Source organism: Pseudomonas sp. (assembly GCF_049301935.1).
GTDB lineage: Bacteria > Pseudomonadota > Gammaproteobacteria > Pseudomonadales > Pseudomonadaceae > Aquipseudomonas.
Genome location: NZ_JBAQLP010000017.1, coordinates 1 through 23755, shown reverse-complemented (window position 1 = coordinate 23755; position 23755 = coordinate 1). Strand labels below are relative to the sequence as shown.

At 62.6% G+C, this 23755-nt stretch carries 22 protein-coding genes and 1 pseudogene; 15 read left to right on the top strand and 8 right to left on the bottom strand.

Annotated features, from left to right (window positions below; genetic code table 11):
* From WA145_RS02300 to WA145_RS02290, 3 genes and pseudogenes are all read left to right on the top strand, one after another.
* A pseudogene (locus tag WA145_RS02300) lies at positions 1–876 on the top strand (translational GTPase TypA); the annotation flags it as partial.
* Positions 877–1229: 353 nt separating this feature from the next.
* The gene (locus tag WA145_RS02295) at positions 1230–1391 is read left to right on the top strand and encodes a DUF2986 domain-containing protein (RefSeq protein WP_422580013.1); all 162 of its coding nucleotides are present in this window, start codon (positions 1230–1232) and stop codon (positions 1389–1391) included.
* A 49-nt stretch (positions 1392–1440) separates the two neighbouring features.
* Positions 1441–1749, top strand: a complete 309-nt coding sequence (locus WA145_RS02290) for an NIPSNAP family protein (RefSeq protein WP_422580012.1) — start codon at positions 1441–1443, stop codon at positions 1747–1749.
* A gap of 146 nt (positions 1750–1895) precedes the next feature.
* On the opposite strand, the gene WA145_RS02285 is transcribed toward WA145_RS02290, so the two are convergent.
* A complete protein-coding gene (locus WA145_RS02285) occupies positions 1896–3302 on the bottom strand; it encodes an NAD(P)/FAD-dependent oxidoreductase (RefSeq protein ID WP_422580011.1) in 1407 nt (468 codons plus the stop codon).
* Positions 3303–3368: 66 nt separating this feature from the next.
* The gene (locus tag WA145_RS02280) at positions 3369–3764 is read right to left on the bottom strand and encodes a YkgJ family cysteine cluster protein (RefSeq protein ID WP_422580010.1); all 396 of its coding nucleotides are present in this window, start codon (positions 3762–3764) and stop codon (positions 3369–3371) included.
* Positions 3765–3997: 233 nt separating this feature from the next.
* Here WA145_RS02280 and WA145_RS02275 point away from each other — a divergent pair, with 233 nt between their 5' ends.
* From WA145_RS02275 to WA145_RS02240, 8 genes are all read left to right on the top strand, one after another.
* Positions 3998–7576, top strand: coding sequence for a DUF2339 domain-containing protein (locus WA145_RS02275; protein WP_422580009.1), 3579 nt, complete (start codon positions 3998–4000; stop codon positions 7574–7576).
* Positions 7573–8943, top strand: a complete 1371-nt coding sequence (locus tag WA145_RS02270) for a DUF3999 domain-containing protein (RefSeq protein WP_422580008.1) — start codon at positions 7573–7575, stop codon at positions 8941–8943. The genes WA145_RS02275 and WA145_RS02270 overlap by 4 nt, the downstream gene beginning before the upstream one ends.
* Before the next feature lie 193 nt (positions 8944–9136).
* Positions 9137–10789 (top strand): histidine kinase N-terminal 7TM domain-containing protein, encoded by a 1653-nt coding sequence (locus tag WA145_RS02265; RefSeq protein WP_422580007.1) that lies wholly within the window; start codon positions 9137–9139, stop codon positions 10787–10789.
* Positions 10790–10938: 149 nt separating this feature from the next.
* Complete coding sequence (locus tag WA145_RS02260; protein WP_422580006.1) at positions 10939–12801, top strand: autotransporter outer membrane beta-barrel domain-containing protein; 1863 nt, start codon at positions 10939–10941, stop codon at positions 12799–12801.
* 82 nt (positions 12802–12883) lie between these two features.
* Positions 12884–13891 (top strand): class 1 fructose-bisphosphatase, encoded by a 1008-nt coding sequence (locus WA145_RS02255; protein WP_422580005.1) that lies wholly within the window; start codon positions 12884–12886, stop codon positions 13889–13891.
* Positions 13892–13894: 3 nt separating this feature from the next.
* Positions 13895–14497: a DUF924 family protein gene (locus tag WA145_RS02250; protein ID WP_422580004.1), complete on the top strand. Its 603-nt coding sequence runs from the start codon at positions 13895–13897 to the stop codon at positions 14495–14497.
* 68 nt (positions 14498–14565) lie between these two features.
* A complete protein-coding gene (bamE, locus tag WA145_RS02245) occupies positions 14566–14820 on the top strand; it encodes an outer membrane protein assembly factor BamE domain-containing protein (protein WP_422580003.1) in 255 nt (84 codons plus the stop codon).
* The gene (locus tag WA145_RS02240; RefSeq protein ID WP_422580002.1) at positions 14820–15383 is read left to right on the top strand and encodes a lipocalin family protein; all 564 of its coding nucleotides are present in this window, start codon (positions 14820–14822) and stop codon (positions 15381–15383) included. The genes bamE and WA145_RS02240 overlap by 1 nt, the downstream gene beginning before the upstream one ends.
* Before the next feature lie 145 nt (positions 15384–15528).
* Here WA145_RS02240 and WA145_RS02235 read toward each other — a convergent pair whose 3' ends face one another.
* Positions 15529–15975, bottom strand: coding sequence for a DUF2141 domain-containing protein (locus WA145_RS02235; protein ID WP_422580001.1), 447 nt, complete (start codon positions 15973–15975; stop codon positions 15529–15531).
* A 31-nt stretch (positions 15976–16006) separates the two neighbouring features.
* On the opposite strand from WA145_RS02235, the gene WA145_RS02230 reads away from it, so the two are divergent.
* From WA145_RS02230 to WA145_RS02215, 4 genes are read left to right on the top strand one after another with little or no spacing between them, the layout of a single operon-like run.
* Complete coding sequence (locus WA145_RS02230) at positions 16007–16924, top strand: dialkylrecorsinol condensing enzyme (RefSeq protein WP_422580000.1); 918 nt, start codon at positions 16007–16009, stop codon at positions 16922–16924.
* A gap of 19 nt (positions 16925–16943) precedes the next feature.
* Entirely contained in the window at positions 16944–18110 is a 1167-nt protein-coding gene (locus tag WA145_RS02225) for a beta-ketoacyl-ACP synthase III (RefSeq protein WP_422579999.1), read from the top strand.
* Complete coding sequence (locus tag WA145_RS02220; RefSeq protein WP_422579998.1) at positions 18107–18514, top strand: hypothetical protein; 408 nt, start codon at positions 18107–18109, stop codon at positions 18512–18514. Before WA145_RS02225 ends, WA145_RS02220 begins: the two co-directional genes overlap by 4 nt.
* Positions 18511–19518, top strand: coding sequence for a BtrH N-terminal domain-containing protein (locus WA145_RS02215; RefSeq protein WP_422579997.1), 1008 nt, complete (start codon positions 18511–18513; stop codon positions 19516–19518). Before WA145_RS02220 ends, WA145_RS02215 begins: the two co-directional genes overlap by 4 nt.
* 65 nt (positions 19519–19583) lie before the next feature.
* Here WA145_RS02215 and WA145_RS02210 read toward each other — a convergent pair whose 3' ends face one another.
* From WA145_RS02210 to WA145_RS02190, 5 genes are all read right to left on the bottom strand, one after another.
* Entirely contained in the window at positions 19584–20141 is a 558-nt protein-coding gene (locus WA145_RS02210) for a hypothetical protein (protein ID WP_422579996.1), read from the bottom strand.
* Positions 20132–21256: a beta-ketoacyl synthase N-terminal-like domain-containing protein gene (locus tag WA145_RS02205; RefSeq protein ID WP_422579995.1), complete on the bottom strand. Its 1125-nt coding sequence runs from the start codon at positions 21254–21256 to the stop codon at positions 20132–20134. The genes WA145_RS02210 and WA145_RS02205 overlap by 10 nt, the downstream gene beginning before the upstream one ends.
* Before the next feature lie 73 nt (positions 21257–21329).
* Positions 21330–21662, bottom strand: a complete 333-nt coding sequence (locus WA145_RS02200) for an acyl carrier protein (RefSeq protein WP_422579994.1) — start codon at positions 21660–21662, stop codon at positions 21330–21332.
* Entirely contained in the window at positions 21644–22840 is a 1197-nt protein-coding gene (locus WA145_RS02195; RefSeq protein ID WP_422579993.1) for an ABC transporter permease, read from the bottom strand. Before WA145_RS02195 ends, WA145_RS02200 begins: the two co-directional genes overlap by 19 nt.
* Positions 22837–23721: an ABC transporter ATP-binding protein gene (locus WA145_RS02190; RefSeq protein ID WP_422579992.1), complete on the bottom strand. Its 885-nt coding sequence runs from the start codon at positions 23719–23721 to the stop codon at positions 22837–22839. Before WA145_RS02190 ends, WA145_RS02195 begins: the two co-directional genes overlap by 4 nt.
* Positions 23722–23755: the final 34 nt, after the last annotated feature.

The following is a 23755-nucleotide window of genomic DNA, read 5'->3' as shown; positions in this document are numbered from 1 at the left end:
TCGCCGTTCTGCGGTAAAGAAGGCAAGTTCGTCACCAGCCGCAACATCAAGGAGCGTCTGGACAAGGAGCTGCTGTACAACGTGGCCCTGCGTGTCGAAGAAGGCGACAGCGCTGACAAGTTCAAGGTCTCCGGCCGTGGTGAGCTGCACCTCTCGGTACTGATCGAAACCATGCGTCGCGAAGGCTTCGAAATGGGTGTAGGTCGTCCGGAAGTGATCATCCGCGTCGTCGACGGCGTCAAGCAGGAACCCTTCGAAAACGTCACCATTGACACCCCGGAAGAATCCCAGGGCAAGGTCATGGAAGAGATGGGCCTGCGTAAGGGCGACCTGACCAACATGGTGCCGGATGGCAAAGGCCGTGTGCGTCTGGAATACAACATCCCGGCGCGTGGTCTGATCGGTTTCCGTAACCAGTTCCTGACCCTGACCAACGGTGCCGGCATCCTCACCTCGATCTTCGATCGCTACGACACCATGAAGTCCGGCGATATGTCCGGCCGTCAGAACGGTGTACTGGTCTCGGTAGAAACCGGTAAGGCACTGACCTACTCCCTGGAAACCCTGCAGGCGCGCGGCAAGCTGTTCGTCGAGCACGGCCAGGAAATCTACAACGGTCAGATCGTCGGCCTGAACAGCCGCGACAACGACATGGGCGTAAACCCAACCAAAGGCAAGAAGCTCGACAACATGCGTGCTTCCGGTAAAGACGAAACCATCGCCCTGGTTCCACCGGTTCGCTTCACCCTGGAGCAGGCTCTGGAATTTATCCAGGACGACGAGCTGTGCGAAGTCACGCCGAAGTCGATCCGTCTGCGCAAAAAGATCCTCGACGAAGGCGAGCGCACCCGCGCTGCCAAGAAAGCCAAGAACTGATCCAGTTCTAGCTGACTAAAAAGCCCCCGCCGGCGCGAGCCTGCGGGGGCTTTTTGTTGTTAGCGCATAAACCTTTCCATTGCGCCGGCCGGGTTACTGGCTAGCTGGGTTGGCCAAAGAGATCAAGAGATCTACAGTACGAAAGGCAGTACGAAAGGGGTCGGAATGAATAAAAATTAATCACTCCGCCCCCTTTCGTTCCGCTAACAGCGTGACCGATTTTCAGCCTGCCCCGAAACAGGCGGTCACGGCTAAGCGAAGGAATATTAGAGGACAGACGCAGATTTCAGCCCTCTGCTAATCACTCAAGCGAAATAACAACCTGCCCCTATTACCAAAACCGAGCTAAACAGATGAACCGCCGCAAAAAAATCAAACAGCTGCTCGAAGCGTACGCTAAAAAGGCCAGTGCCAAAAAAGCTCCGAAGAAAAACTCCACCTACATCAGCAAAGCCGATCGCTTAAAACTGGCCGCCGAAGGCAACCCGGAATCGAATGTTACTCCTGAGAACTGATCGCGCTTAATTAACCCAACCCGGTATTTCTGTGACTTAAGGAACCAGCATGATCACCTGCCATATTCGCTATGTACTCGACCCCTTCAAACTAAAGGAATTCGAGCATTACGGTAAGCTGTGGATTGCTCTAGTGGCGAAGTTTGGCGGCACGCATCACGGTTACTTTCTGCCCTCGGAAGGGGCCAACAATATTGGTCTGGCAATGTTCAGCTTCCCCAGCCTGGCGGCGTATGAGCAGTACCGGCTCACATCCTTCGCCGATGCCGAATGCCTGGCGGCGTTCAAGTATGCGGAAGAGACCCGGTGCGTCATCAGCTACGAGCGCACCTTCTTCCGCCCGGTATTCGAGGCTTGACTGAACGGCCATCGGCTAAGCACCGTTCGCCATATCCCTGATCAATAGGTCACGAAAGGGGTCAGTGAATAAATTTCGGTAGGGTATCGGGGTTCTGGTCGGCCAGTGGTTAAAAATAAATCACTCCTACCCATTTAGACTCTCCGTTAACGCATGAATTTTTCCATGCTGCCGGCCAGGCGGCTGGCCAGCTTGCGTCGCCACGGCGCGCTGTCTGGGTTGGCCAGCACGCGGTCCTCAAGGGCAAAGCTCTGGATGATTGCGTTGTAGCCCAGCCAGCGCAGCGGTTCCGGTTCCCAGCGTGGCAGGCGCTTGAGCGGCTGGTCGCCCAGCACCCAGGGCTGGCGGGTCAGCTCGCTGTGCTGGCCGAGAATCAGATCGGCCAGGGTGCGTCCGCCGAGGTTGCTGGCGCCCACGCCTTCGCCGCCGTAGCCGCCGGCCAGGGCGATGCCTTGTTTGCGGTCGATCAGCATATGTGGGCGAAAGCGCCGCGCCATGCCCAGGTTGCCGCCCCAGGCGTGGCTGATACGTACCTGCTTGAGTTGCGGAAACAGCTCGCCGAACAGGTAGCGGCGCAGATCGCGCTCGTTCTCGCTGAGGTTGAAATCGTTGCGCAGCTGGCCGCCAAAGCGATAGCCGCCACGGGCGCCAAACACCAAACGGTCGTCGGCGCTGCGTTGGCCGTAGGTGACCTGGCGGCTGTTTTCGCTAAAGGCCTGGCCGCGTTCCAGGCCGATATCGGCCCAGACTTCCTTGGCCAGCGGCTCGGTGGCCACCAGCAGACTTTGCACCGGTAATTGGTGCTTGCCCAGCGGCGGCAGGCTGGCGGCATAACCTTCTACGGCGGGCACTATCCAGTCGGCGCGCACGCTGCCGTTGGCGGTGCGCACCAGGCCGCTTTGCCAGTCGATCACCCGGCTCTGTTCATACAGCGCGACGCCCATGGCCGCCACGCAGCGGGCCAGGCCGCGCACCAGCTTGGCTGGCTGGATGGTCGCGCAATGCGGCGTGTGAATGGCGCCGTAGGCATTGGCCAGTTGCAGTTGTTTGCCGAGGTCGAAGGGGGTTAGCCAGCGGTAGTCGCTTTCATCCAGGCCCAGGGCACGCAACTCGGCCAGGTGCTGACGCAGGCTGGCCAGCTGTTCGGGGTAGCGCGCGGCGCAATAGAGTACGCCGGCTTTGCGGTAATCGCAGGCGATCTGCTCGCGCTGCAGCACGCTGGCGACTTCGTCGGGAATACCGTGCAGCAGCGCATAGGCGCTCTGCCGCTCGGCGTTGGGCCGCTCGGCGAGCAGGCGGTCTTGGCCGAGCAGGTTGCCCATCAGCCAGCCGCCATTGCGCCCGGAGGCGCCGAAGCCTGCAATCTCGCCTTCGAGGATGACGATGCGCAGCTGCGGCGCCTGGCGCTTGAGGTAGTAAGCGGTCCACAAACCGCTGTAACCCGCGCCGATGATCGCCACATCGGCGTGAATATCTGACTGCAGAGCGGCTCTGGGGCTCAGTGGCTCATCCAGTTGCGCCATCCATAGGCTGATGTTTTGCCACGGGTTCATGCTCTTGTGCCTGGGTCGCGGGGGAGTGCCGCCTAGGATAGGGCAGCGCCGCCGCGTTTGCTGCAGTCAGCTCTTCGGCTTGTAGGCGCAATAGCCTGGGCGTGGGCCGATCTTCGGGTGGTTGCGGCAGGTATCCGGGCGCTTGTCGTAGATGGTGCACAGGCGGGTTTTGCGGTCGAGGTAGTAGCAGTCGTTGTTGCTCATGCGGGTCAGGGTGAAGATGCCTGACTTCTGATGAAAGCGCTCGACCAGGCCGTCTTTTTGCAGGCGCTTGGCGATGTTCTTCAGCGGCTCGCTGCGTTCGAACTCATCGACCACGCCGATGCGGATCAGGTCATTCAGGCGTGCTTCGACCGGCAGCGTGCAGCAGCTGGACATGCAGCTGTGGCACATGTCGGCGGTGTATTTGGCCCAGGTTTCCAGGCGGTCGAGTTCGGCGGCGGCAATCAGGTTGTTTTTCATCGGAGCAGGCATGCATCAGTTGTACGGCGCGCGATGATAGCGGCCTGGCGGCGTTTGTGAATGACTATCTGCCGGCTGGTCATGGTTTGTGCTGTCGTGGTCGGGCCAATTTCTCACTGTGCTGTGATGTGTGCGGCATTCGTCTCTCTGGGTATGCGCCGGCCGGGCTCCTATACTGCTGCGCAGTTTGCACTGGGTGCCGGGCAACAGTTAGCTGAATAGGAACGCGCTGCATGCAATGGATCTTCATGCTGGTGGGGTTGGTGCTCGGGGCCTTGGCGGATGAGACGCTGACCGCTTCGCTGCTGGGTGCCCTAATGGGCCTGGGCCTTGGTCAGGCGCTCAAGCTGCAGGGGCTGGCGCGCGAGAATGCCGCGCTCACGGCGCAGCTCAAGGCTTTTTCTCAGCGCTTCGAGCAGGGCACGGCGGCGCTGTATGAGCGCTTGCTCAAGCTGGAGCAGGGTGCCACGCCAGCCCCTGAGGCGCCGCCGCCCAGCGCCGTTGCCGAGCCCGCACCTGAGCCCATTGTCACTGCCCAGGCGGCCGAGCCCGAGCTGGACTGGACCCTGGATTTTGTCCTGCCGGACCCTGCGCCTGAGCCGGTCGCGCCTATGCCGGCGGCGCCCGAGCTCGCCACCGCGCCGATCAAGCCACCGCCCGTGACAGCCTGGAAGCCTGCCGAACCGCGTCAGCCAACCTTGCTTGAGCGGGGTTTTACAGCGGCCAAGCACTGGCTGCTGGGTGGTAATACGGTGCTGCGCGTCGGCGTGGTGCTGCTGTTTCTCGGTCTGGCCTTCCTCCTGCGTTACGCCACCGAAGGCGTGGTGGTGCCGGTGGAGTTGCGTTACGCCAGCGTCGCTGCCAGTGCGGTGGCCTTGCTCGGCCTGGGCTGGTGGCTGCGTCTGCGCAACCCCAACTATGCGCTGATGCTGCAGGGCACTGGGGTGGCGGTGCTGTACCTGACGGTATTCGCCGCCATGCGCCTGCATCCGTTACTGGACCCGGGCGTGGCGCTGGGTCTGCTGGTGCTGTTCACGCTGTTTTCGGCGATTCTGGCGGTCAAGCAGGATGCCCTAGGCCTGGCTGCGGCGGCGGCTCTCGGTGGTTTCGCCGCGCCGATCTTGACCAGTACCGGCAGCGGCAACCATGTGGCGCTGTTCAGCTATTTCACCCTGCTCAACGCCGGGATTTTTGCCATCGCCTGGTTCAAGGCCTGGCGGCTGCTCAACCTGATCGGCTTTGTCGGCACCTTCGGCATCGGCTTCGCTTGGGGCATCCGCTCCTACACGGCGGAACTGCTGTGGAGCACCGAGCCGTTTCTGATTCTGTTCTTCCTGATGTACGTGGCCATCGGCCTGCTGTTTACCCGGCGCAAGCTGCGCGAGGCCTTGGATGCACCCGAGGGTCGTGATGCGCTGCTGCGCTGGGCGGCGCGCAAGGGCGACTATATCGATGCCACCGTGCTGTTCGGCCCGCCGCTGGTGGGTTTTGGTCTGCAGTTTGCGCTGGTGCAGCACATCGAGTTTGCCGCCGCGTTCAGTGCCCTGGCGCTGGGACTGTTCTACCTACTGCTGGCACGGCTGCTGGTCGGCCGCACGGGTGATCGCGCTGCGCTGCTGGTGGAAACCTGCCTGGCCTTGGGCGTGGTATTCGGCAGTTTGGCGATTCCCTTGGGCCTGGATGCGCGTTGGACCTCGGCCGCCTGGGCGGTGGAAGGCGCGGGTATCTTCTGGCTCGGTCTGCGTCAGCAACGCAGCCTGGCGCGGGCGTTTGCCTTGCTGCTGCAAGTTGGTGCGGCGTTGGCGTTCGTCATGGGCTTGCGCGGCGGTGAGCTGACCCTGCTGGACGGTGCGCCGCTGGGCGCGTTGATGCTCGGCGTGGCCTTGCTGTTCAGCTATTGGCAGCTGCGGCAGAACACGCAACACGCCAGCAGTTGGGAGGTGCGCGGGCTGCCGGTGCTGGCCTGCGCGGGGCTGGCCTTTCTTTATCTTCTTGCGCCATTGCTGTTTGCCGCCCAAGGCACGGCGATCAGCTGGGCGCCGGCCGGTTTGCTGACCCTGCTGATTGGCCTGCGCCTGCAATCACGCGCCTTCCTGTTTAGCGCCTTTGCCGTGCAACTGCTCGGCGGCCTGGTGTTTATGCTGGACATGGCCGGCAATGCGGCCACCGGCATGGGCGGCTTCTCTACCGGCTGGCAGGGCTTGCTGACCTCGTCCTTGATCGGCTTCGGCCTGATCGCCGGCATGCTGCTGGCGGCGCGGGATCCGCAGGTGGGCGCGGATCGTCGCCTGCTACGCGGGCTGTCCGTGGTGCTGCTGGTGGGGCTGGTGTTTCTCAACCTGGCGGTGCTGTTTGTGTTGCCCTGGGCCACGGCCAGCGCGGTATGGGGCGGCAGTAGTCTGTTGATCATCTGGCTCAGCCTGCACCTGCAGCAGCGCGCCAGTTTTGTCTTCGGCCTGTTGTTGCAGGTGCTGGCGGGGCTGGTGTTTCTCGCAGTCAGTCCGTTGCTGTTTGGTCAGCTGTCGGCCGAGGGAGTTCGGCCGCTGGCGCATATGGATTTCTGGACCCCGCTGGTGCTCGGCGTGGCCGCCTTGATCGGCGCCTGGCGTTTGCAACAGCTGGCGCGTCGCGAGGCGCCCAGCGCCCTGGGCAATTTCAGTTTGCTTGGCTTGGCGCAACTGCTGCTGGTGTGGGGCGCGGCCTGGTGGGCGCTGGCGCTAAGCAGTGAAGTGCTGCGCTTTGTCGCGCCGCCATGGCAGAGCAGTGCCTTGCTCGCGGTGCTGGCGGCCAGTGTGGCCCTGGCGGCGTTCCTCGCGCCGCGTACCCGCTGGGCCGAACTGGCGCTGCTGTGTTGTCTGCTGACGCCGCTGGCCGGCGTGGTGCTGCTGCATGCCTGGCACCTGCACTATCACCCGGCGGCGCAGTTCGGCTGGCTGGCCTGGACGCTGCTATTTGCCGTGCACTTCGGGGCGCTGCGGCGCTTGGCGGCGCAGGTGCCGGCCGGCGCGCTGAGCGCTGCACATGTGCTCGGTTGCTGGTTGCTGTTGGGCGTGCTGGCGCTGGAGTTGCGTTACCTGTTCTTCGCCCTGTCCGAGCATTACAACGCCTGGCGCTGGCTCGGTTGGGCGCTGCTGCCGAGTGCCTATTTATGGCTGATGGCGTTACCGCGCAGCTGGCCTTGGCCGCTGGCCGCTTATCCGCGGGAATACCGCCTGCTGGTGGCGGCCCCGCTGGCGCTGCTGATGCTCGGCTGGTTCTGGCTGGCCAACATCGTCAGCGCCGGCGATGCCGAACCGCTGGCCTACCTGGCACTGCTTAATCCGCTGGAGCTGGGCCTGCTGTTTGCCCTTGGCGCGGTGTTCGCCTGGGCGCGTATGGGCCTGGCCGAGCTGGGTGTGGACGCCGTACGCAGCCAGTGGCTGACCCAGGCGGTGGCGGGGGCTTCGCTGTTCGCGCTGCTGACCGCCATGGTCATGCGCACCGCTCATCACTGGGGCGGGGTGCCCTATCAGCTGGAGGCGCTGCTCGATTCGATGCTGGTGCAGGCCGGTCTGTCGATCGTCTGGACGCTGATCGCCCTGCCGCTGATGGTGCTCGGCAACCGCCGTGGTCGACGCGAGTTGTGGCTGGTCGGCGCGGCGTTAATCGCCCTGGTGGTGGCCAAGCTGTTCTTTATCGAGCTGGGTAATCGCGGTGGCCTGGAGCGCATCGTGTCATTTATTGGTGTGGGTGTATTGCTGCTGGTGGTGGGCTATTTCGCCCCGCTGCCGGCACGCAAGGTGGATGCGCAACAGCCGCAGGAGCAAGCATGATCAGTCGTCTAATTCATCGAATGGGCAGCGCTGCGCTTATCAGCCTGCTGTGCAGTGCGCCAGCCCTGGCGCAGGAGCAGCCTGGCGACTATGCCGTGCAACTGCCGCTGAGCCTTAGCGGGGAAGGCCCCTGGTATCGCCTGGATGTGCCGATGGCGCTGCATTTCGCCGCGCGCTATGGCGATTTGCGAGACTTGCGGGTGTTTAACGCCGAAGGCCAGGCCCTGGCCTACGCCCTGGTGGCGGGGCAGGACGAGTCGCGCGACAGCCAGCAGGAGCAGGCGGTGAAGTGGTTTGCGCTGTACGCCGAGCAGGGCGACAGCGGCGCCACGCCCAGCCTGCGGGTGCAACGCAGCACCAGCGGTACCTTGATCGAGTTGCTCGATGAACCGGATGCAGCCGCCAAGCCGCCGCTGCTGCGTGGCTGGCTGCTGGATGCCAGTGCGTTGGAGGAGCCGCTGGTGCGCCTGCAGCTGGACTGGAGCGGCGGTCAGGAGGGTTTTCAGCGCTTCAGTATCGAGGCCAGTGATGACCTGCAAACCTGGCGTTCCTGGGGCAGCGGGCAGTTGGCGCGCTTAGCCTTTGATGGCGAGCGTATCGAGCAGCGCCAGATCGAACTGCCGGGCAGCAAGGCGCGCTACCTGCGTCTGCTCTGGCAAAGTCCGCAACAGGCGCCGCAGCTAACGGCAGCCAGCTTGCGCAGCCAGCGCAGTGACAGCATGCCGGCGCCGCTGGTGTGGTCGCAGCCGCTGTCCGCAACGCGCAGCCCGGATGGCCAGTATCAATGGCACTTGCCCCTGGCCTTGCCGTTGCAGCGTCTGCATGTCGAGCTCAGCCAGGTCAATAGCCTGGCGCCGATCCGGGTCAGTGGTCGCAGTGAAGCCCAGGGCGCTTGGCAATCGCTGGCGCAGGGGCTGCTTTATCGGCTGCCAGAAAATGGTGTGGACATCCGTCAGGACGAACTGCCGTTGCCGGGTTGGGCGGTGCAGCAGCTGCGCCTGCACGTGGATGAGCGCGGTGGCGGTCTGGGCGTCGAACCACCGCAGATCAAGGTGGCGGTGCGCGCCACCCAGCTGGTGTTTCTCCAGCGTGGCAGCCCGCCCTATCGCCTGGCGTTGGGACGAGCGGGGGGCGAATCCGCCGCCTTGCCGTTGACCACCCTGATTCCGGGCTATCAGCCGCAGCGCCTGCAACAACTGGGTACAGCCGAAGCGCAGCTGCAGACTGAAAAGCTGGCGCAGCACAAGCAGGCCGTGGCTAGCGAGAGCGACTGGAAACGCTGGGGCCTGTGGCTGGTGCTGCTGCTTGGGGTAGGCGTGCTGACGCTGATGGCGGTTAGCCTGTTGCGTCGTCCGAGCGCCGAGTAGAGCCGTCGACAGAAATAAAGCCCGGCCGTCTGACGGATTTTGCAGTATGGTTGGCACCTTCAATTGATTGGCGTTTGAGGTCAGGAAGGCCCTTGCGTATTGCTACTGCGACCCGTCTTCGGGTGTTTCCCATGCGTTTGCCGGCTTCGATTGGCAAACCTGCCCAGCCGTTTTCCTTAGCAGTGCCCTACCGATGAATGCCTGCGGTGCTTCCGCCTGGGCACTCAGTGGCCCGGTGATCTTCACCTGCCTGGTCTGCATCGGTGTGCTGCTGCTGGCCCGCTGGGTGACGCAGCAGCGTTATTTCCCGGGGCGCGAGAGCTTTATCGTGCTGCACCTGGCGAGCCTCTGGTGGATGATTGCCGCCAGCCTGGAAATGGCCGCGCAAGGCTCGCAGTGCAAGGTGTTCTGGGCCACCATGGCCTGGCCGGGGATTCTGCTGGTGCCGACCTTCTGGGCGATCTTCCTCTGGCAATACGTCAATAGCGTGCGCCAACCGCTGCCACTGCGCAGCACCCTGGCTTTGGCCGTGGTGCCGGTGCTGATCTGGCTGATGGCCCTGAGCAACCCCTGGCATGGCCTGTTCTATGGCGCGGGCACGGCGCCACTGAGCGATGAACCGGGCGCGCCGATTCGCTATCAGCACGGGCCGCTGTTCTACGCCGCCGCCGCTTACGTCTATCTGTTTATGACCTTCTGCATGGGCGTGGTGCTGCGCGCGGCCATCGTCAGCTATGGCGTGCACCGGCGCCACTACCTGGCGTTTGTCTTCGTTACGGCGGTGCCCTGGGCCGCCAATATCAGCTACGTGGTATTTGGCTGGATGCTGTTTGGCTTCGACCCGACGCCCTTCAGTTTCGCCTTTACCTTGGTGGCCTTTGCCTGGCTGATCGTCGGTGTGCGGTTGTTCGACCTGCTGCCGGTGGCCCGTCATCTGCTGCTGGATGCCTTGCTCGATCCGGTGCTGGTGGTCGATGCGCAATTGCGGGTGATCGAGGCCAACCCCGCCGCATTGAAACTGACCGGGCTACGCAGTGGCTGGCAGGGCCGCCAGCTGGCCGATTGGCCGGTATTAGGCGTCGATTTGCAACAGTTGCTCAGTCGACAGAACCAGGGGGAGCAGGAACAATTGCTGACCCTGGCCAACTCGGCGCGCTACTTCGAGGTGCGTATCCGCGCCATCGAACGGGTGACCCATCGCGGCACCCTGGTACTGGGGCAGATGCTCTACCTGCGTGATGTGACCCAACGCCACCTCAGCGAGCTAAAGCTGGCCGAAGCCCTGGCCCTGAGTGAAGAACGCCTGCGTACTATCACCAACCTGCATGAGCAATTGCAGGAGCAGGCGCTGTGTGACCCACTGACCGGGCTGTACAACCGGCGTTATCTCGACGAGTTCTTTGCCCGCGAACTGGCGGTGGCGCAGCGCGAGCGCACGCCGATTTCCCTAGCGTTGATCGACCTGGATCATTTCAAACGGCTCAACGACGAACATGGCCACCTGGAAGGCGACGACGTGCTCAAGGGCGTGGCCCAGCACCTGCTGGAGAACCTGCGCAGCTCGGATGCGGTATTCCGTATCGGTGGTGAAGAATTCCTGCTGATCCTGCCGCGCGCCGATGCTCGTGAGGCCCTTGAGCGCCTGGAAACCATCTGCCGCGAGCTGGCGGCGCATCCGCTGCCAACCCGTGGCGGTGCGCGCTATGTGACCCTGTCCGCCGGGCTGGCGCTGTGGCCCGAACAGGGCCTGGTGCTCGACGAGCTGTTGCAGGTGGCCGATGCCGCGCTGTACCAGGCCAAGCATGCGGGGCGTAATCGGGTATGTGCGCTCACGGCATCTTCTTAAAACCGCCCTCACCCAAATGGGTGAGTGTGGATATTTGGCGTGCATCCAGTCACAAATCTGACTAAATTTCCTTCGCTAAAGACCACTAACAAAAAATCCAAAGGTGATTCGTGAAGCGTCTTCTAACTCCGTTGGCGGTTGCCTGCTGCATGGCCACCTTAGCCCCCTCCCTGTCAGCGGCGCCCTACAGCGGGCTGTATGTGTTTGGCGATAGCCTGAGCGATGCCGGACAGTTCCCCGATACGGTCAATTCGAGCACGCAAACCCGGCGCTTCACTAACCGTATCGGGCCGTTGTTCACCGATGCCAGTGGTGAGGTGTATGGCAAGACCTCGCCGATGTTGCTGGGTGAGTTGCTGGGGCTCGGTGAGCAGTCGCCCTCGACGTCATCTGTATTCCAGAGTAATGGCCTGGCTGACGGCAATAACTGGGCGGTGGGTGGTTATCGGACTGACCAGATTCTTGACTCGATCACCCAGGCGGGCGGCTCTGTAGTTGCAGGTGGGCGCACGCGCGACGGGTTTCTGGTGGATCTGGCCAATCGGGGGCTGAGCCTCGATCCGAATGCCTTGTATTACGTCAACGGCGGTGGCAACGATTTCCTGCAAGGCCGGGTTTTGAGCACGGTGCAAGCCCAAGCTGCAGCAGGTCGGTTGGTTGATAGTGTCGAAGCCCTACAAGCGGCGGGTGCGCGCTACATCATGGTTTCGCTGCTGCCGAACTTGGGTAATACCCCTACGCTTGGCGGTAGCAACAGCTTTATCAGTGGCCTGGCCAGCGACCTGAATAGCGAGTTGGTCAGCCAGTTGCGCGGGATTGATGCCAATATCATTCCGCTGAATCTGCCGGTACTGGTGACAGAGGTGCTGGCCAACCCAGATGCGTTCGGCTTTGACGGCTCTCAGAATCTGACGGGCACCTGCTTCAATGGTTGCGCTAGCGTTAACGCTACTTGGGGCATCAACAGCGCCACGCCTGATCCGAGCAAGCTGTTGTTCAATGACGGCGTGCACCCGACCACTGCCGTTCAGCAGATTGCCGCCGATTATGCCTATTCACTGCTCCTAGCCCCGCAAGAGCTGAGCCTGCTGCCAGAAATGGCCCTGGGTAACCTGCGGGCACATCAGGGGCAGCTGCGTAGCCAATTGCAAGCCGACTGGCTGGCATGGCAGCCGGTCAATCAATGGCGTGGTTTTGTCGCAGGTGGGGGTCAGCAGCAGGATTTCGACAGCCAAGACAGTTCCAGCAGTGCCGATGGTAATGGCTACAACCTTAATCTCGGGGGAAGTTATCGTCTCAACGATGCCTGGCGAGTGGGTGTGGCTTTAGGGCTGTATGGTCAGGAGCTAGAGGTGGGCGCTGCCAATTCGGACTATAGCCTGAACAGTTATTTGGCCACGGCGTTTGCCCAGTATCAGGAAAATCGCTGGTGGGCGGATCTGGCCCTGAGCGTTGGCAGCCTGGATTACCACAACCTTGAGCGCTCCTTTAATCTGGGCCAGGTCAAACGCACGGAAAAAGGCGATACCGATGGCAACCTTTGGGGGGCAAGCGGTCGCGTTGGCTATGACATCGCTCAGCCTGGTAGCGATTGGCATCTGAGTCCGTTTCTCAGTGCTGACTATGTCGACATCGAGGTCGATGGTTATGCCGAAGATGGCAGCCGTTCCACTGCCTTGAATTTTGCTGACCAGCAGCGTGACTCCCGTCGCCTGGGTGTCGGTATTCAGGGGCGTTTGCAGCTAACCCCGCAGACTGCGGTTTTTGCTGAGTACAGCCATCAGCGCGAGTACGAAGATGACACCAGTGAGCTGCGTGCCGAGCTGAACAGCCTGCCGGGCATCGACTTTGCGCTGCAGGGCTATACCCCCGGCGACAAACTCGACAGTGCCAGTATTGGTGTCAGTCATCAGCTGACTCAAGACCTGTCTCTGCGTGGTGGTTACAGCTACAGCCAGTCTGATAAGCAAAGTCAGCAAGCGGTAAGTGTGTCCTTAGCCCTGGACTGGTAAGTCAGTTGGGCCGGTAGTGTGAGGCGCTACCGGCCCATTAAGGGTAAACTGCGCGCAATTTATCCCTCCCCGGAGCCTCGTCATGTCCCGCGTTACCCTCAGCCGCTACCTGATTGAACAAACTCGCAGTCACAACACCCCGGCGGATTTGCGGTTTCTTATCGAAGTAGTGGCCCGTGCCTGCAAGGAAATCAGTCATCAGGTTTCCAAAGGCGCGCTGGGCGGTGTGCTGGGTAGCATGGGCACCGAAAACGTACAGGGCGAAGTGCAGAAGAAGCTCGACGTGATTTCCAACGAAATTCTGCTGGAAGCCAACGAGTGGGGCGGTCACCTGGCGGGCATGGCGTCGGAAGAAATGGACAACGCCTACCAGATTCCTGGCAAGTACCCGAAGGGTGCCTACCTGCTGGTATTCGACCCGCTGGACGGCTCCAGCAATATCGATGTCAACGTCTCGGTCGGTACCATCTTCTCGGTGCTGCGTTGCCCGGACCGTAATGGTGCTGAAGGTGACCTGGGTGAGGAGGCTTTCCTCCAGCCGGGCACCCAGCAGGTGGCTGCCGGTTACGCCATCTACGGCCCGCAGACCATGCTGATGCTGACCCTGGGCGAGGGCGTCAAAGGCTTTACCCTGGACCGCGAGCTGGGCAGCTTCGTGCTGACCCACGACAACATCAAGGTGCCGGAAGCGACCAAGGAATTCGCCATCAACATGTCCAACCAGCGCCACTGGGAAGCGCCGGTGCAGCGTTATGTCAGTGAGTTGCTCGCCGGTGAAGAGGGCCCGCTGGGTAAAAATTACAACATGCGCTGGGTTGCCGCGATGGTCGCCGACGTGCATCGCATCCTCACCCGTGGTGGTGTGTTTATGTACCCGCGCGACAGCCGCGAGCCGGAAAAACCCGGCAAGCTGCGTTTGATGTACGAAGCCAACCCGATGTCGATGATCATCGAGCAGGCCGGCGGCGTGGCCACTGACGGCACCCAGCGCATCCTCGATATCCAGCCGACTTCCCTGCACCAGCGCGTTGCGGTCTTCCTCGGTTCCAAGGAAGAAGTGCTGCGCATCAGCGCCTATCACCGCGAGTAAGCGATGAGCGCCCCTTGGCAGCCGCTGCTCGACTGGTGGTTCGGCCCCGGCGGTACGGCTGCCGAGGTGGCCGCCAGCCGTACCGCGCTGTGGTTCGGCAAGCAGGACCGTCAGGACGAGCAGGCGCGCGAGCAGTTTGGCGCATGGGTCGAGCAGGCCCTGGCCGGTCAGTTGCAAGACTGGCAGGGCGAACCTGAAGGCTGGCTGGCGACCCTGCTGTTGCTCGATCAGCTGCCCCGAATGATCTTTCGCGATACGCCCAACGCTTTTGCCGGCGATCCGTTGGCGCGTACCTTGGCCCTGCATGGGCTGAATGAGGGGTGGGATCAACAGCTGCGTCCGATCCAACGGCTGTTTGCCTATCTGGTGCTGGAACATGCCGAAGACCTGACGCTGCAGAATCAGGCCGTGCAGCGCTTTCAGGTGTTGCTTGAGCAAGTCGCAACTAGCGAGCACGAGCTGTTTGCTGGCTACCTGGACTATGCCGAGCGCCATCAGCGGGTAATCGCGCGCTTCGGCCGCTTTCCTCATCGCAATCAGATTCTTGGGCGCACCTCGAGTGCCGAGGAATCTGCCTTTCTGCTGGAACCTGGCTCGCGCTTTTAGCGTCCAAGCAGGCACGCTCGGTATTGCTATGCCAAGCTGGTCTTGGTTCTTTCCTCAGGAGTTTCCCCATGTCTCTGCGTGTCGTCGCACTACTCGCCGGTTGCCTGCTGTTGGCTGCCTGCAACAAGGTCAATCAGGATAATTACGCCCAGCTCAAACCGGGTATGGGCAAGGATGAGGTCGAGCGCCTGCTCGGCAGCCCGGCCGAATGCGCCGGTGCGCTGGGCATGTCCAGCTGCACCTGGGGCGACGAGCAGCGCTTTATCAGCGTTCAGTACGCTGGCGACAAGGTCATGATGTTTTCCGGCAAGGGCCTGAAGTGATGCGCCTGCTGGCGGCGTTGGCCGCAGCAGCGCTGCTGATGGGCTGCGCCAATTCCGGTACGGGCGTGGTGCCGCCGAAGACGGTTGAGCGGGTCGATCTAAAGCGTTATCAGGGCACCTGGTACGAGCAGGCGCGGTTGCCGATGTTCTTCCAGCGCAATTGTGCGCAGTCCGAAGCGCTCTATGAGCTGCAGGACGGCGGCACGCTTGGCGTGACCAACCGCTGTCGCACCTTCGATAACGAGTTGCAGCAGGTGCAGGGTCAGGCCGTGGCTCAGGTGCCGGGGGAGACCAACAAACTCTGGGTAAGCTTCGACAATTGGGCCAGCAGCCTGCTGCCGGGGCTGACCAAGGGCGAATACTGGGTGCTCTACCTGGATGACGACTACCAGAGCGCGCTGGTTGGGCATCCCAATCGCAAGTACCTCTGGCTGCTGACCCGTGATCAGCACGCAAGCGCGAAACACCTTGCGTCGCTACTTGAAGAAGCGCGCAGCCGTGGCTATGACACCGGCGAGCTGATCTGGCGCCGCACGGCTGCCGAGATGGCGCTACAACGTTAACGGACATACCGCGAGAGGCACCCCGACTCATCAGAGCCTCTAGCGGCACACCCGTTTCCCTCATCCGGCACTTCGCGCCACCTTTTCCCGGTGGGAGAAGGGCATAAGGAGGGCGTCGCTGCGCGACTTTCACGCTATGAGCAGCTTATTTCTTGGCTTTCGGGCTCTGCAGGCGGATGCGCAGTTGCGTGTCCGCCGTGCCGTGTTCGAACAGGCTGTCGCCTGGTGTGGGTTTGCCGTTCAGCAGCGGCGGATTGGCGGAAAAGCCTACCGGCTCAAGCGGGATGCCGCGTCGGCCCTGGTCGAGTTGGCCGTTGCCATTGCGGTCTTGGAACAACTGAATGGCGTAGCGCCCGGGCGGCAGGTCGATCATGCGCAGCTGTCTATTGTCACTCTGTTGCTGGCGCAGCGGCTGTTCCGGCCAGCGTTGCTGCTCGCCATATACCAGCGCCGCATGTACGGTTGCCGTGGCTTGTATGTCGTCCACTGTGACCAGGATGTCACCGGCCTGGGCTGAAGAGCCGACCAGTAGCAGCAAAAGGCCAGCTTGATAACCGGCCTTCTTTACGGTTTGCAGAATTCGCTGTGGCATAATTCGGTCATTTTTCAGGGAAAGGCGGGTAATGCGTCAGGTATTGATCGTTCATTTTTCGCAGACCGGCCAGCTAGACAGGTTGGCGCAATCGGTATGCAAGCCTTTACAGCAATGCAGCGATATTCAGTTGGATTATCTGCAGCTGCAACCCGCGCAACCTTACCCCTTTCCCTGGCCGTTTCTCGACTTTTTCCGGATTTTTCCGGAAACCGTGTTGATGCGCCCGCAGCCGCTGCTGCCCTTGGCAGTGGAGGTAAGCAAGCGCTATGACCTGGTGATCCTGGCCTATCAGGTGTGGTTCCTTTCACCGTCGCAGCCGATGAGCGCTTTCCTTGCTTCTCCCGAGGCAGCGCAGCTGCTCAAGGGTACGCCGGTGGTAACCCTGATCGGCTGTCGCAATATGTGGCTGATGGCCCAGGAGAAACTCAAGGCTCGGCTCACTGAGCTGGGCGCGCGGCTGGTGGACAATATTGCCCTGACCGATGCCTGCGGCACGGCGGCGAGTTTTCTGGCGACACCCTTGTGGCTGTTTACCGGGCGGCAGAAACCCTACAACTGGGTGCCGCGTGCCGGTATTGCTGAAACGGAAATTATCGCCGCCAGCCGCTTTGGCGTGGCCATGGCGCAGCGGCTGATGGCCGATAACTTGCCGATTGAGCAACCGATGCTGCAAGGTCTGGGGGCGGTACGGATTGATGAAAAACTGATCGCCAGCGAGAAGGTCGGCAATCGCAGCTTTCAGTTATGGAGCCGCCTGCTCGCCGCCCTCGGCCCGCAACAGAGCCGCCGCCGTGCGGTCGGGCTGGTGCTGTATATCGCGTTTTTGTTGTGCCTGATCGTCGCCGTTGTGCCGCTCAGTGCGTTGTTGAAAAAACTCCTGGCGCCGCTGTTCAAAGAGCGCACGCAGCGCGAGAAGGCCTACTTTGCCGGTCCGTCCGGCGAGTGAAGTGACCCGAGGAAACCCCGTGGTACAACCCGTATTTATCAATCGCATCAGTGCCTTTCTGCCTTTCGATGCGGTCGACAACAAGCAGATGGAAGCGCGTTTGGGCCTGGTCGGCGGCAAGCCGTCGCGGGCGCGCAAGCTGATTCTGCGCAGCAATGGCATCCAGCAGCGTCACTATGTGATCGACCCGCAGACCGGCGCGCCGAGCATGAGCAATGCCCAGGTCAGCGCCGCGGCGGTTCGCGGCCTGCTCGGTGGCGATTTCCAACTGGCGGATCTCGATTGTCTGGTGGCCAGCAGCGCCTCGCCGGATCAAGTGATGCCCGGCCATGCGGTGATGGTGCAGGGCGAGCTGGGCAACCCGCCCTGCGAAGTGGTCTCCACCGCCGGTATCTGCCTATGCGGCATGACCGCGCTGAAATACGCCTGGATGAGCGTGGCCAGTGGTGAAAGCCGCAACGCCGTGGCCTGTGGCTCGGAAGTGGCTTCGACCCTGATGCAGGCGAGCAACTTCAACGCCGAGTACGAAAGCCGCCTCGATGAGCTGGAAACCCATCCGGAAATCGCCTTCGAGAAGGATTTTCTGCGCTGGATGCTCTCCGATGGGGCCGGTGCGGTGCTGCTCCAGGGCCAGCCGAACCGCACGGGCCTGAGCCTGCGCATCGACTGGATTGATATCTTCTCCTTCGCTGACCAGATGCCGCCGTGCATGTACGCCGGAGCGGAGATGGTCGACGGCCAGCTGCAGGGCTGGAGCCGCTTCGACGGCGCTGAGCGCAACCGCCGTTCACTGATGGCGATCAAGCAGGACGTCAAACTGCTGAACGACAACATCGTCAAATACACCGTGGAAGAAACCCTCAAACGCATTATGGCGCGGCGTGAACTGAGGGCTGAGCAGTTCGACTATTTTCTGCCGCATTACTCTTCGGAATTCTTCCGCGAGCGCCTGGCCGTGGGCCTGGCCAATGCGGATTTGCCTATTCCGCAGGAACGCTGGTTTACCAACCTGACCAGCAAGGGCAATACCGGCGCCGCGTCGATCTTTATCATGCTCGAAGAGCTGTTCAATTCAGGTAGCCTGCGCAGCGGCCAGCGTTTGCTCTGCTATGTGCCGGAAAGCGGGCGCTTCTCCAGCGCCTTTATGCAGCTGACAGTGGTGGGCCAGGACGGTGACAACATATGAAGCTCGATGAGGTTCCCCAGGACCACAGCTCCACCTACGGCGGCCACTGCAAGCTGGTCTACGCGGTGGACGCCAGTGGCCATTATCAAGGCGCGCAGAGCGATGGCTGGGAGCCGGAGGCTTTTGCCACCCAGTTGGCGGTGGCCGAGCTGCAGGAGCAGGAAGCCGAGGCCGCAGCGCGCTGGCAGCGCGGCGAGCTGTCGCCACTGAAGTGCCTGATGTACCGCTATCGCCTGGATGAGCCGGCGCTTTCGCAGATTACCGGGCTGTGGCAATGGCGGATTCGCCGGCACTTTCGCCCGGCCATCTACCGCAAACTCTCACCGGCCATTCTGGCGCGCTATGCCGAGGCCTTTGGCCTGCCCACGGCACAATTGATCGCTTACCAGAAGGACCCGGTATGACCAGCTTCGAGCAGCCTTTCCAGCATCGCCAGAGCGCCCACTGCGAAAGCGGGGTAATGGCCAGCCTGCTGACCCACGCCGGCCTGCCGATAAGCGAACCCATGGCCTTCGGCCTGGCCTCGGGCCTGGCGTTTGCCTACCTGCCGATCGTCAAACTCAGTGGCATGCCGCTGATCGCCTACCGCATGCCGCCCAAGCACCTGATCAAGACCCTGAGCAAACGCCTCGGCGCACGCCTGCACACCCGCACCTTCGGCAACCCCGAGCAGGGCCGTCGTGAGTTGGATGCGGCGTTGGACAGCGGCCGCCTGGCTGGCTTGCAGAGTTCGGTGTTCTGGCTGCCGTACTTCCCGCCGGAGATGCGCTTTCACTTCAACGCGCACAACCTGCTGGCCTATGGTCGCGAGGGCAATGACTACCTGATCAGCGACCCGGTGTTCGAAGCGCCGGTGCGCTGCGCCGTCGAAGACCTGCAAAAAGCCCGCTTCGCCAAGGGCGCGCTGGCCGCCAAGGGCCTGATGTACTGGCTCGATGAGGTGCCGCAGGAGCAGGACTGGAGCAAGCTGATCCGCCAGAGCGTGCTCTCCACCACACGCATTCTCGATGGCATGCCGCTGCCCTGGATCGGCATTCGCGGCATTCAGCACCTGGCGGGGCAGATCGACCGGCTCGATCCGGCCCAGAGTAAATACAACCGCCTGTACCTGACCCATATCGTGCGCATGCAGGAAGAGATCGGCACCGGCGGCGCGGGTTTTCGCTTTATGTACGCGAGCTTTTTGCAGGAGGCCGGCGAGAAGCTCGGCGACCGCAACCTGCAGGAGGCTTCGACTCAGCTGACGGCGATTGGCGATAACTGGCGGCAGTTCGCCTCGGCCTGCGTGCGTGCCAGCCGCAACAAGGGCGAGACAGCCAACTTCGCGCCCATTGCCGCAAGCCTGCGTAGCATTGCGCTGCAAGAGCGCGGGTTAATGAAAGAGCTGGCGGCCTGGAGCAAGCGCTAGGGTGGATGCCGCTGTATCGATCCACCGTTCAACGCCGCTGGTGGATGAAAACGGCGTCATCCACCCTACAGATGGATTCGCTGTACCTCGGTGCCTGCGCTCAGTTCGCTAAAGCTGTTGGCGTAGGCGCCGCTTATCGCACCTTCCAACAGCAGTGCCTGCACGCAGAAATCCCCGCGCTCATCGCATACCAGCAGCAGCGCCTGCTCGATCAGGCCATCCTGCAAATCCAGATTGGCCAGCGCCTGCAACTGCGCCCAGACCTGTTCCCCTGCACCGATAAACAGATTCGGCCCATCAATACCCAGCTGCTGAGCGATATAAAAGCCGGCGGCATTGCTGACGCTATTCACAAACTCGAAGGGCTTGGGCTGCTTGTGTTGCACGCACACCGCCTCCAGCAGCGCGCCCATGGTGGCCCGCGCCGGGTGCGCGGAGGCCAGGTACAGGCCGCAGTGGCTGCGCACCTGTACTTTCAAGGGCGCGGCGGCCAGCAGGTATTGCAGGATCAGCCGGTCGATACGCCGTGGCGGGCTGTCCAGCCATTGGCCCAGAGCGATCTTCAGCTGTTTGTCATGAGTGCTGGCCAGGCCGTGGACTTCACTGGCGGCGATTACCGGCATGTGCTGTCTCCCTGGGCGCAGCCCTGCAAGATAAGGCTGGCGTTATTGCCGCCAAAGCCGAAGAAGTTGGTTAGCAGCAGGCTGTCGGCGGCCAGCGTTTGGGGTTCGGCACTGAACGGCAGCATGGCTTGCCTGGCGTAGCTCACGCCGGGCAGCGGGCCGTTTTGCAGGGCCTTGAGCAGCAGCAGGCTTTCACTCAGGCCGCAGGCGCCCAGGGTATGGCCGAGCCAGGGTTTAAGCAGGCTCAGGGCCGGCATCCGCTCGCCGTAGAGCAGGCGCATGCCGTTGCTTTCGGCTGCATCATTGGCGCTGGTGGCGGTGCCATGCAGTTTCACCAGGTCGATCTGTTCGGCGCTGCAGCCGGCGCTGCGTAGCGCCTGCTGCATCACCCAGTGGATATGGCTGCCATCCTCGCGGGTGGTGGTCAGGCTGCTGGTGTCGCAGGCGCTAAAGCCGCCGAGCAGGCGCGCCAGTGGCGCGTCACCCGGCTCGCGGTCGAGCAACACGGCGGCATAGGCTTCGCCCAGCAGCAGGCCGTCGCGCTCGGGGTGAAAGGGCCGGTACTGGCCACTGGGGCTGGTCAGCATCAGCGCGCCGAAACCCTGCATGGCGATGGCGCTGGGCGTTTCGCAACTCAGTACCAGGGTGCGGGCATATTGGCCGGCGTTGATCAGCCGGGCGCCGTAGAGCAGGCCGTTGGCGGCGCTGGTGCAGGCGGTATTCAGGGTAAAGGCGGCGGCAAAACCCCAGCGCTGACGCAGCTCGGCCGCCAGGCGGTCGAGGTGGGTCGAGTCTTCCGGCGTGAAGCCCTGCTGCGTGCGGGTCAGGGCTTCCAGTTCGCTGATGTCCAGGCTGGTGCTGGCGACAATCAGCAGGCAGTCGTCGAGTGATTGGGGGTTGGCTCCGAGGGTTTCGCCCAGTAGGCGGTCCAGGCGCTCACTCAGGCTTTCGCCGGTTTTAGCGGCGTACAGATACGTGCGCGGTTCCTGCACTTCATGCAGCACAAAGGGCTCGCACTGGGGCGGCTGGCCGGCCTGCAGAGCGCGGGCGGCGCTGGGCAGGTCGTCGCCGAGGGCGCAGTGCAGGGCGGCGCGTTGCAGGTAGATTGGGATCACTGCTGTTGCCTCCGAAGCGTTTCGTTGGCAGCTGCGCGTCGGCCATGCAGCGTTGAAAGCGGGCTCAAAATGCTCATTTAGCGCTTGTAAACTGCGCTTTCTCGCCCGCTTTCGCCTTGCCTGGCTCTAGCTCGCCAGCCACCGAACTGCCTCGGATATAGGCGGCGATGCTGGCGATGCTACCGAGGATGCGTCGGCCGTCCTTGGCACCCTCGATACGCACGCCGTAGTGTTGTTGCAGTGCCAGGGAGACCTGCAGGGCGTCGAGGCTGTCCATGGCGATACGGCTTTTCGCACCGAACAGCGGTTCGTCATCGCTGATGCTCTGCCAGTCGATATCGTCTTCCTTGTCGCACTCGCGGATCAGCAGTTGTTTGAGTTGTTGTTCTAGTAGTGGGTGGTCCATTGCGTGCGCTGTACTCGTCGGGTGAACAGAAGCAGCCCGGCCACGCCGCACAGCGCTGCAAACAGCAGCAAACGGGCGCAGTAGGGGGCGATGTCGGCCAGTGAGCCGTGGCCCACCAGCAGGCTGAGAAAGGCGTCCAGCGCCCAGCTCATCGGGGAGATTTCCGCAAGCCTGGCCATGGCCGCCGGCATCACGCTTTTCGGCACCATGATCCCGCCAATCGCGGCGAGGAGGATATTGATACCGCCGCCGAGCAGCAGTGCCTGTTCGCTGCTGCGCGCCAATGCGGCCAGTAGCAGGCCCAGGCTGCAGGTGGCCAGGGCGATGCTGAGTGCTAAAAACGGGTAGGCCATGGCGCTGCCGGGCAGGCTGAGTGCCGGCAGGCCGAGCAGCGGCAGGCCGTAGACGCCGATGCTCAGCAGCAACACAAATTGCAGCAGATTGATCGCCAGGTACGGCAGCAGCTTGCTTAGCACCAGGGTGCCGAGGTTTAGTCCCAGGCAGCGCAGGCGCAGCAGGGTGCCGCTCTGCTGTTCGCGCTGAAAGCCGCCGGCCATGGGCAGCACCACGAAGAACATGCCAAAGATCAGCCAGGCCGGCACGCTCAATTGGCTGGCGTTGGCGCGGCCGCTCAGGTCGCCGCTGGCCAGTTGTTCCTGCTCGTCGATCTGGCTCTGGGTGCGCTGCTGCACCAGCTGCAGGCGCTCGGCGCGGCTCAGTTCGGCATCGACCACGCCGCTGTCTTGCAGATAGGCCAACAGCCGGGTCTGCGCCAGGGCGATGCTGACCGCACTGTGCAGGCGCTGGCGCGAGAGTTTGTCGAACTGCGCCGGGAAGCTCAGGCTCGGTCCTTGATGCGGGCTGTCCAGTAACTTGGCGGAGAAGTCCGCGGGCAAGCGCACATGGGCCAGGCTTTCGCTGCTTTCGTCGAACAGCGTGCTGTCCACCAGTTGCGCCTGCAGGGCGTCGCGGAAGAACTGGCTGGCGTCGTCCTGCGGCGCTTGGATAATCAGGCGCAGCGCCGGTGGTTTGTCCTGCATATAGCTGGACATGGCCCCGGCCATCAGCAGCAGAAACAGCGTCGGCATAATAAACAGCACGGCCAACGCATGGGGGTCGCGCAGCAGCAGCAGCACCTCCTTGCGCGCCAATGCCAAGAGCCCTGCCCAGAGCCTCATAGCCGGCCTCCGTTAAGGCGCAGATAGAGCTGTTCCAGCGAGGGGCGACCGAAGCGCAGCAGGTTGGGCAGGCCATCCTGGGCGGCGACAAACGCTGTGATAGCCAGCAACTGCTGGCCGTTCAGGGCGGCGATGCGCAGGCCCTTGGGCAGCACTTCGGCGCTCAGTTGCAGGCGCGCGAGCAATTCGCTCAGGCCGGCCGGCGGTTGCCCTGGCCATTCCAGTAGCAGGCCGTGGTCGTCGCCGAGCAGTTGGCGTTTGTCCAGGTCCAGGCGTACCTGGCCTTCATGCAGCAGCAGAATGCGCTGCGCCACCCGTTCGACTTCTTCCAGGTAGTGGCTGGTGTAGATCACCGCCTTGCCCTCGGCCGTCAGTTGCTCCACGGCGGCGAGCAGCTGTTGGCGACTCGCGGCATCCACACCGACGGTGGCCTCATCGAATAGATAGAGGTCAGCCGGTTGCAGCAGGCCGATGGCAAAATTCACTCGCCGCTGTTCGCCGCCTGACAGTTGCTCGCTGCGCCGGCTGAGCTTGTCTTGCAGGGCGCAGACGTCAATGCACATATCCAGGCGCTGCCGGCGTTCGGTGCCGCGCAGGCGATACAGGTCGGCAAACAGTTCGAGGTTCTCGCCCACCTTGAGCCCGGCATAGAAGGCCAGCTGCTGCGGTACCAGGCCGAGCCTGGGTTGGCCTGCCCAGCGCAGCTCGCCCTGTTGCAGCGCCAGCACGCCACTGAGCAAGGAGAGCAGGGTGGTCTTGCCGGCACCGTTGCTGCCGAGCAGGCCGAGGCATTCGCCGGCCTGCAACTGCAGGTCGATACCCTGCAGCGCGGCGCGGTTGGCCCCTGGGTAATTGTGCGAAACGTGGCGCAGCTCAAGCATGGATCAACACCAGCAGCAGTTTGCCGTCGAGCAG

Bases quoted from the DNA above. Each gene is read 5' to 3' on its own strand.
- WA145_RS02255 (WP_422580005.1), top strand. From the start codon at position 12,884: ATGTCCCGCGTTACCCTCAGCCGCTACCTGATTGAACAAACTCGCAGT.
- WA145_RS02220 (WP_422579998.1), top strand. From the start codon at position 18,107: ATGAAGCTCGATGAGGTTCCCCAGGACCACAGCTCCACCTACGGCGGC.
- WA145_RS02240 (WP_422580002.1), top strand. From the start codon at position 14,820: ATGCGCCTGCTGGCGGCGTTGGCCGCAGCAGCGCTGCTGATGGGCTGC.
- WA145_RS02275 (WP_422580009.1), top strand. From the start codon at position 3,998: ATGCAATGGATCTTCATGCTGGTGGGGTTGGTGCTCGGGGCCTTGGCG.
- WA145_RS02200 (WP_422579994.1), bottom strand. From the start codon at position 21,662: ATGGACCACCCACTACTAGAACAACAACTCAAACAACTGCTGATCCGC.
- WA145_RS02285 (WP_422580011.1), bottom strand. From the start codon at position 3,302: ATGAACCCGTGGCAAAACATCAGCCTATGGATGGCGCAACTGGATGAG.
- WA145_RS02215 (WP_422579997.1), top strand. From the start codon at position 18,511: ATGACCAGCTTCGAGCAGCCTTTCCAGCATCGCCAGAGCGCCCACTGC.
- WA145_RS02210 (WP_422579996.1), bottom strand. From the start codon at position 20,141: ATGCCGGTAATCGCCGCCAGTGAAGTCCACGGCCTGGCCAGCACTCAT.
- WA145_RS02235 (WP_422580001.1), bottom strand. From the start codon at position 15,975: ATGCCACAGCGAATTCTGCAAACCGTAAAGAAGGCCGGTTATCAAGCT.
- WA145_RS02250 (WP_422580004.1), top strand. From the start codon at position 13,895: ATGAGCGCCCCTTGGCAGCCGCTGCTCGACTGGTGGTTCGGCCCCGGC.
- WA145_RS02270 (WP_422580008.1), top strand. From the start codon at position 7,573: ATGATCAGTCGTCTAATTCATCGAATGGGCAGCGCTGCGCTTATCAGC.
- bamE (WP_422580003.1), top strand. From the start codon at position 14,566: ATGTCTCTGCGTGTCGTCGCACTACTCGCCGGTTGCCTGCTGTTGGCT.
- WA145_RS02265 (WP_422580007.1), top strand. From the start codon at position 9,137: ATGAATGCCTGCGGTGCTTCCGCCTGGGCACTCAGTGGCCCGGTGATC.
- WA145_RS02280 (WP_422580010.1), bottom strand. From the start codon at position 3,764: ATGAAAAACAACCTGATTGCCGCCGCCGAACTCGACCGCCTGGAAACC.
- WA145_RS02230 (WP_422580000.1), top strand. From the start codon at position 16,007: ATGCGTCAGGTATTGATCGTTCATTTTTCGCAGACCGGCCAGCTAGAC.
- WA145_RS02190 (WP_422579992.1), bottom strand. From the start codon at position 23,721: ATGCTTGAGCTGCGCCACGTTTCGCACAATTACCCAGGGGCCAACCGC.
- WA145_RS02260 (WP_422580006.1), top strand. From the start codon at position 10,939: ATGGCCACCTTAGCCCCCTCCCTGTCAGCGGCGCCCTACAGCGGGCTG.
- WA145_RS02290 (WP_422580012.1), top strand. From the start codon at position 1,441: ATGATCACCTGCCATATTCGCTATGTACTCGACCCCTTCAAACTAAAG.
- WA145_RS02195 (WP_422579993.1), bottom strand. From the start codon at position 22,840: ATGAGGCTCTGGGCAGGGCTCTTGGCATTGGCGCGCAAGGAGGTGCTG.
- WA145_RS02295 (WP_422580013.1), top strand. From the start codon at position 1,230: ATGAACCGCCGCAAAAAAATCAAACAGCTGCTCGAAGCGTACGCTAAA.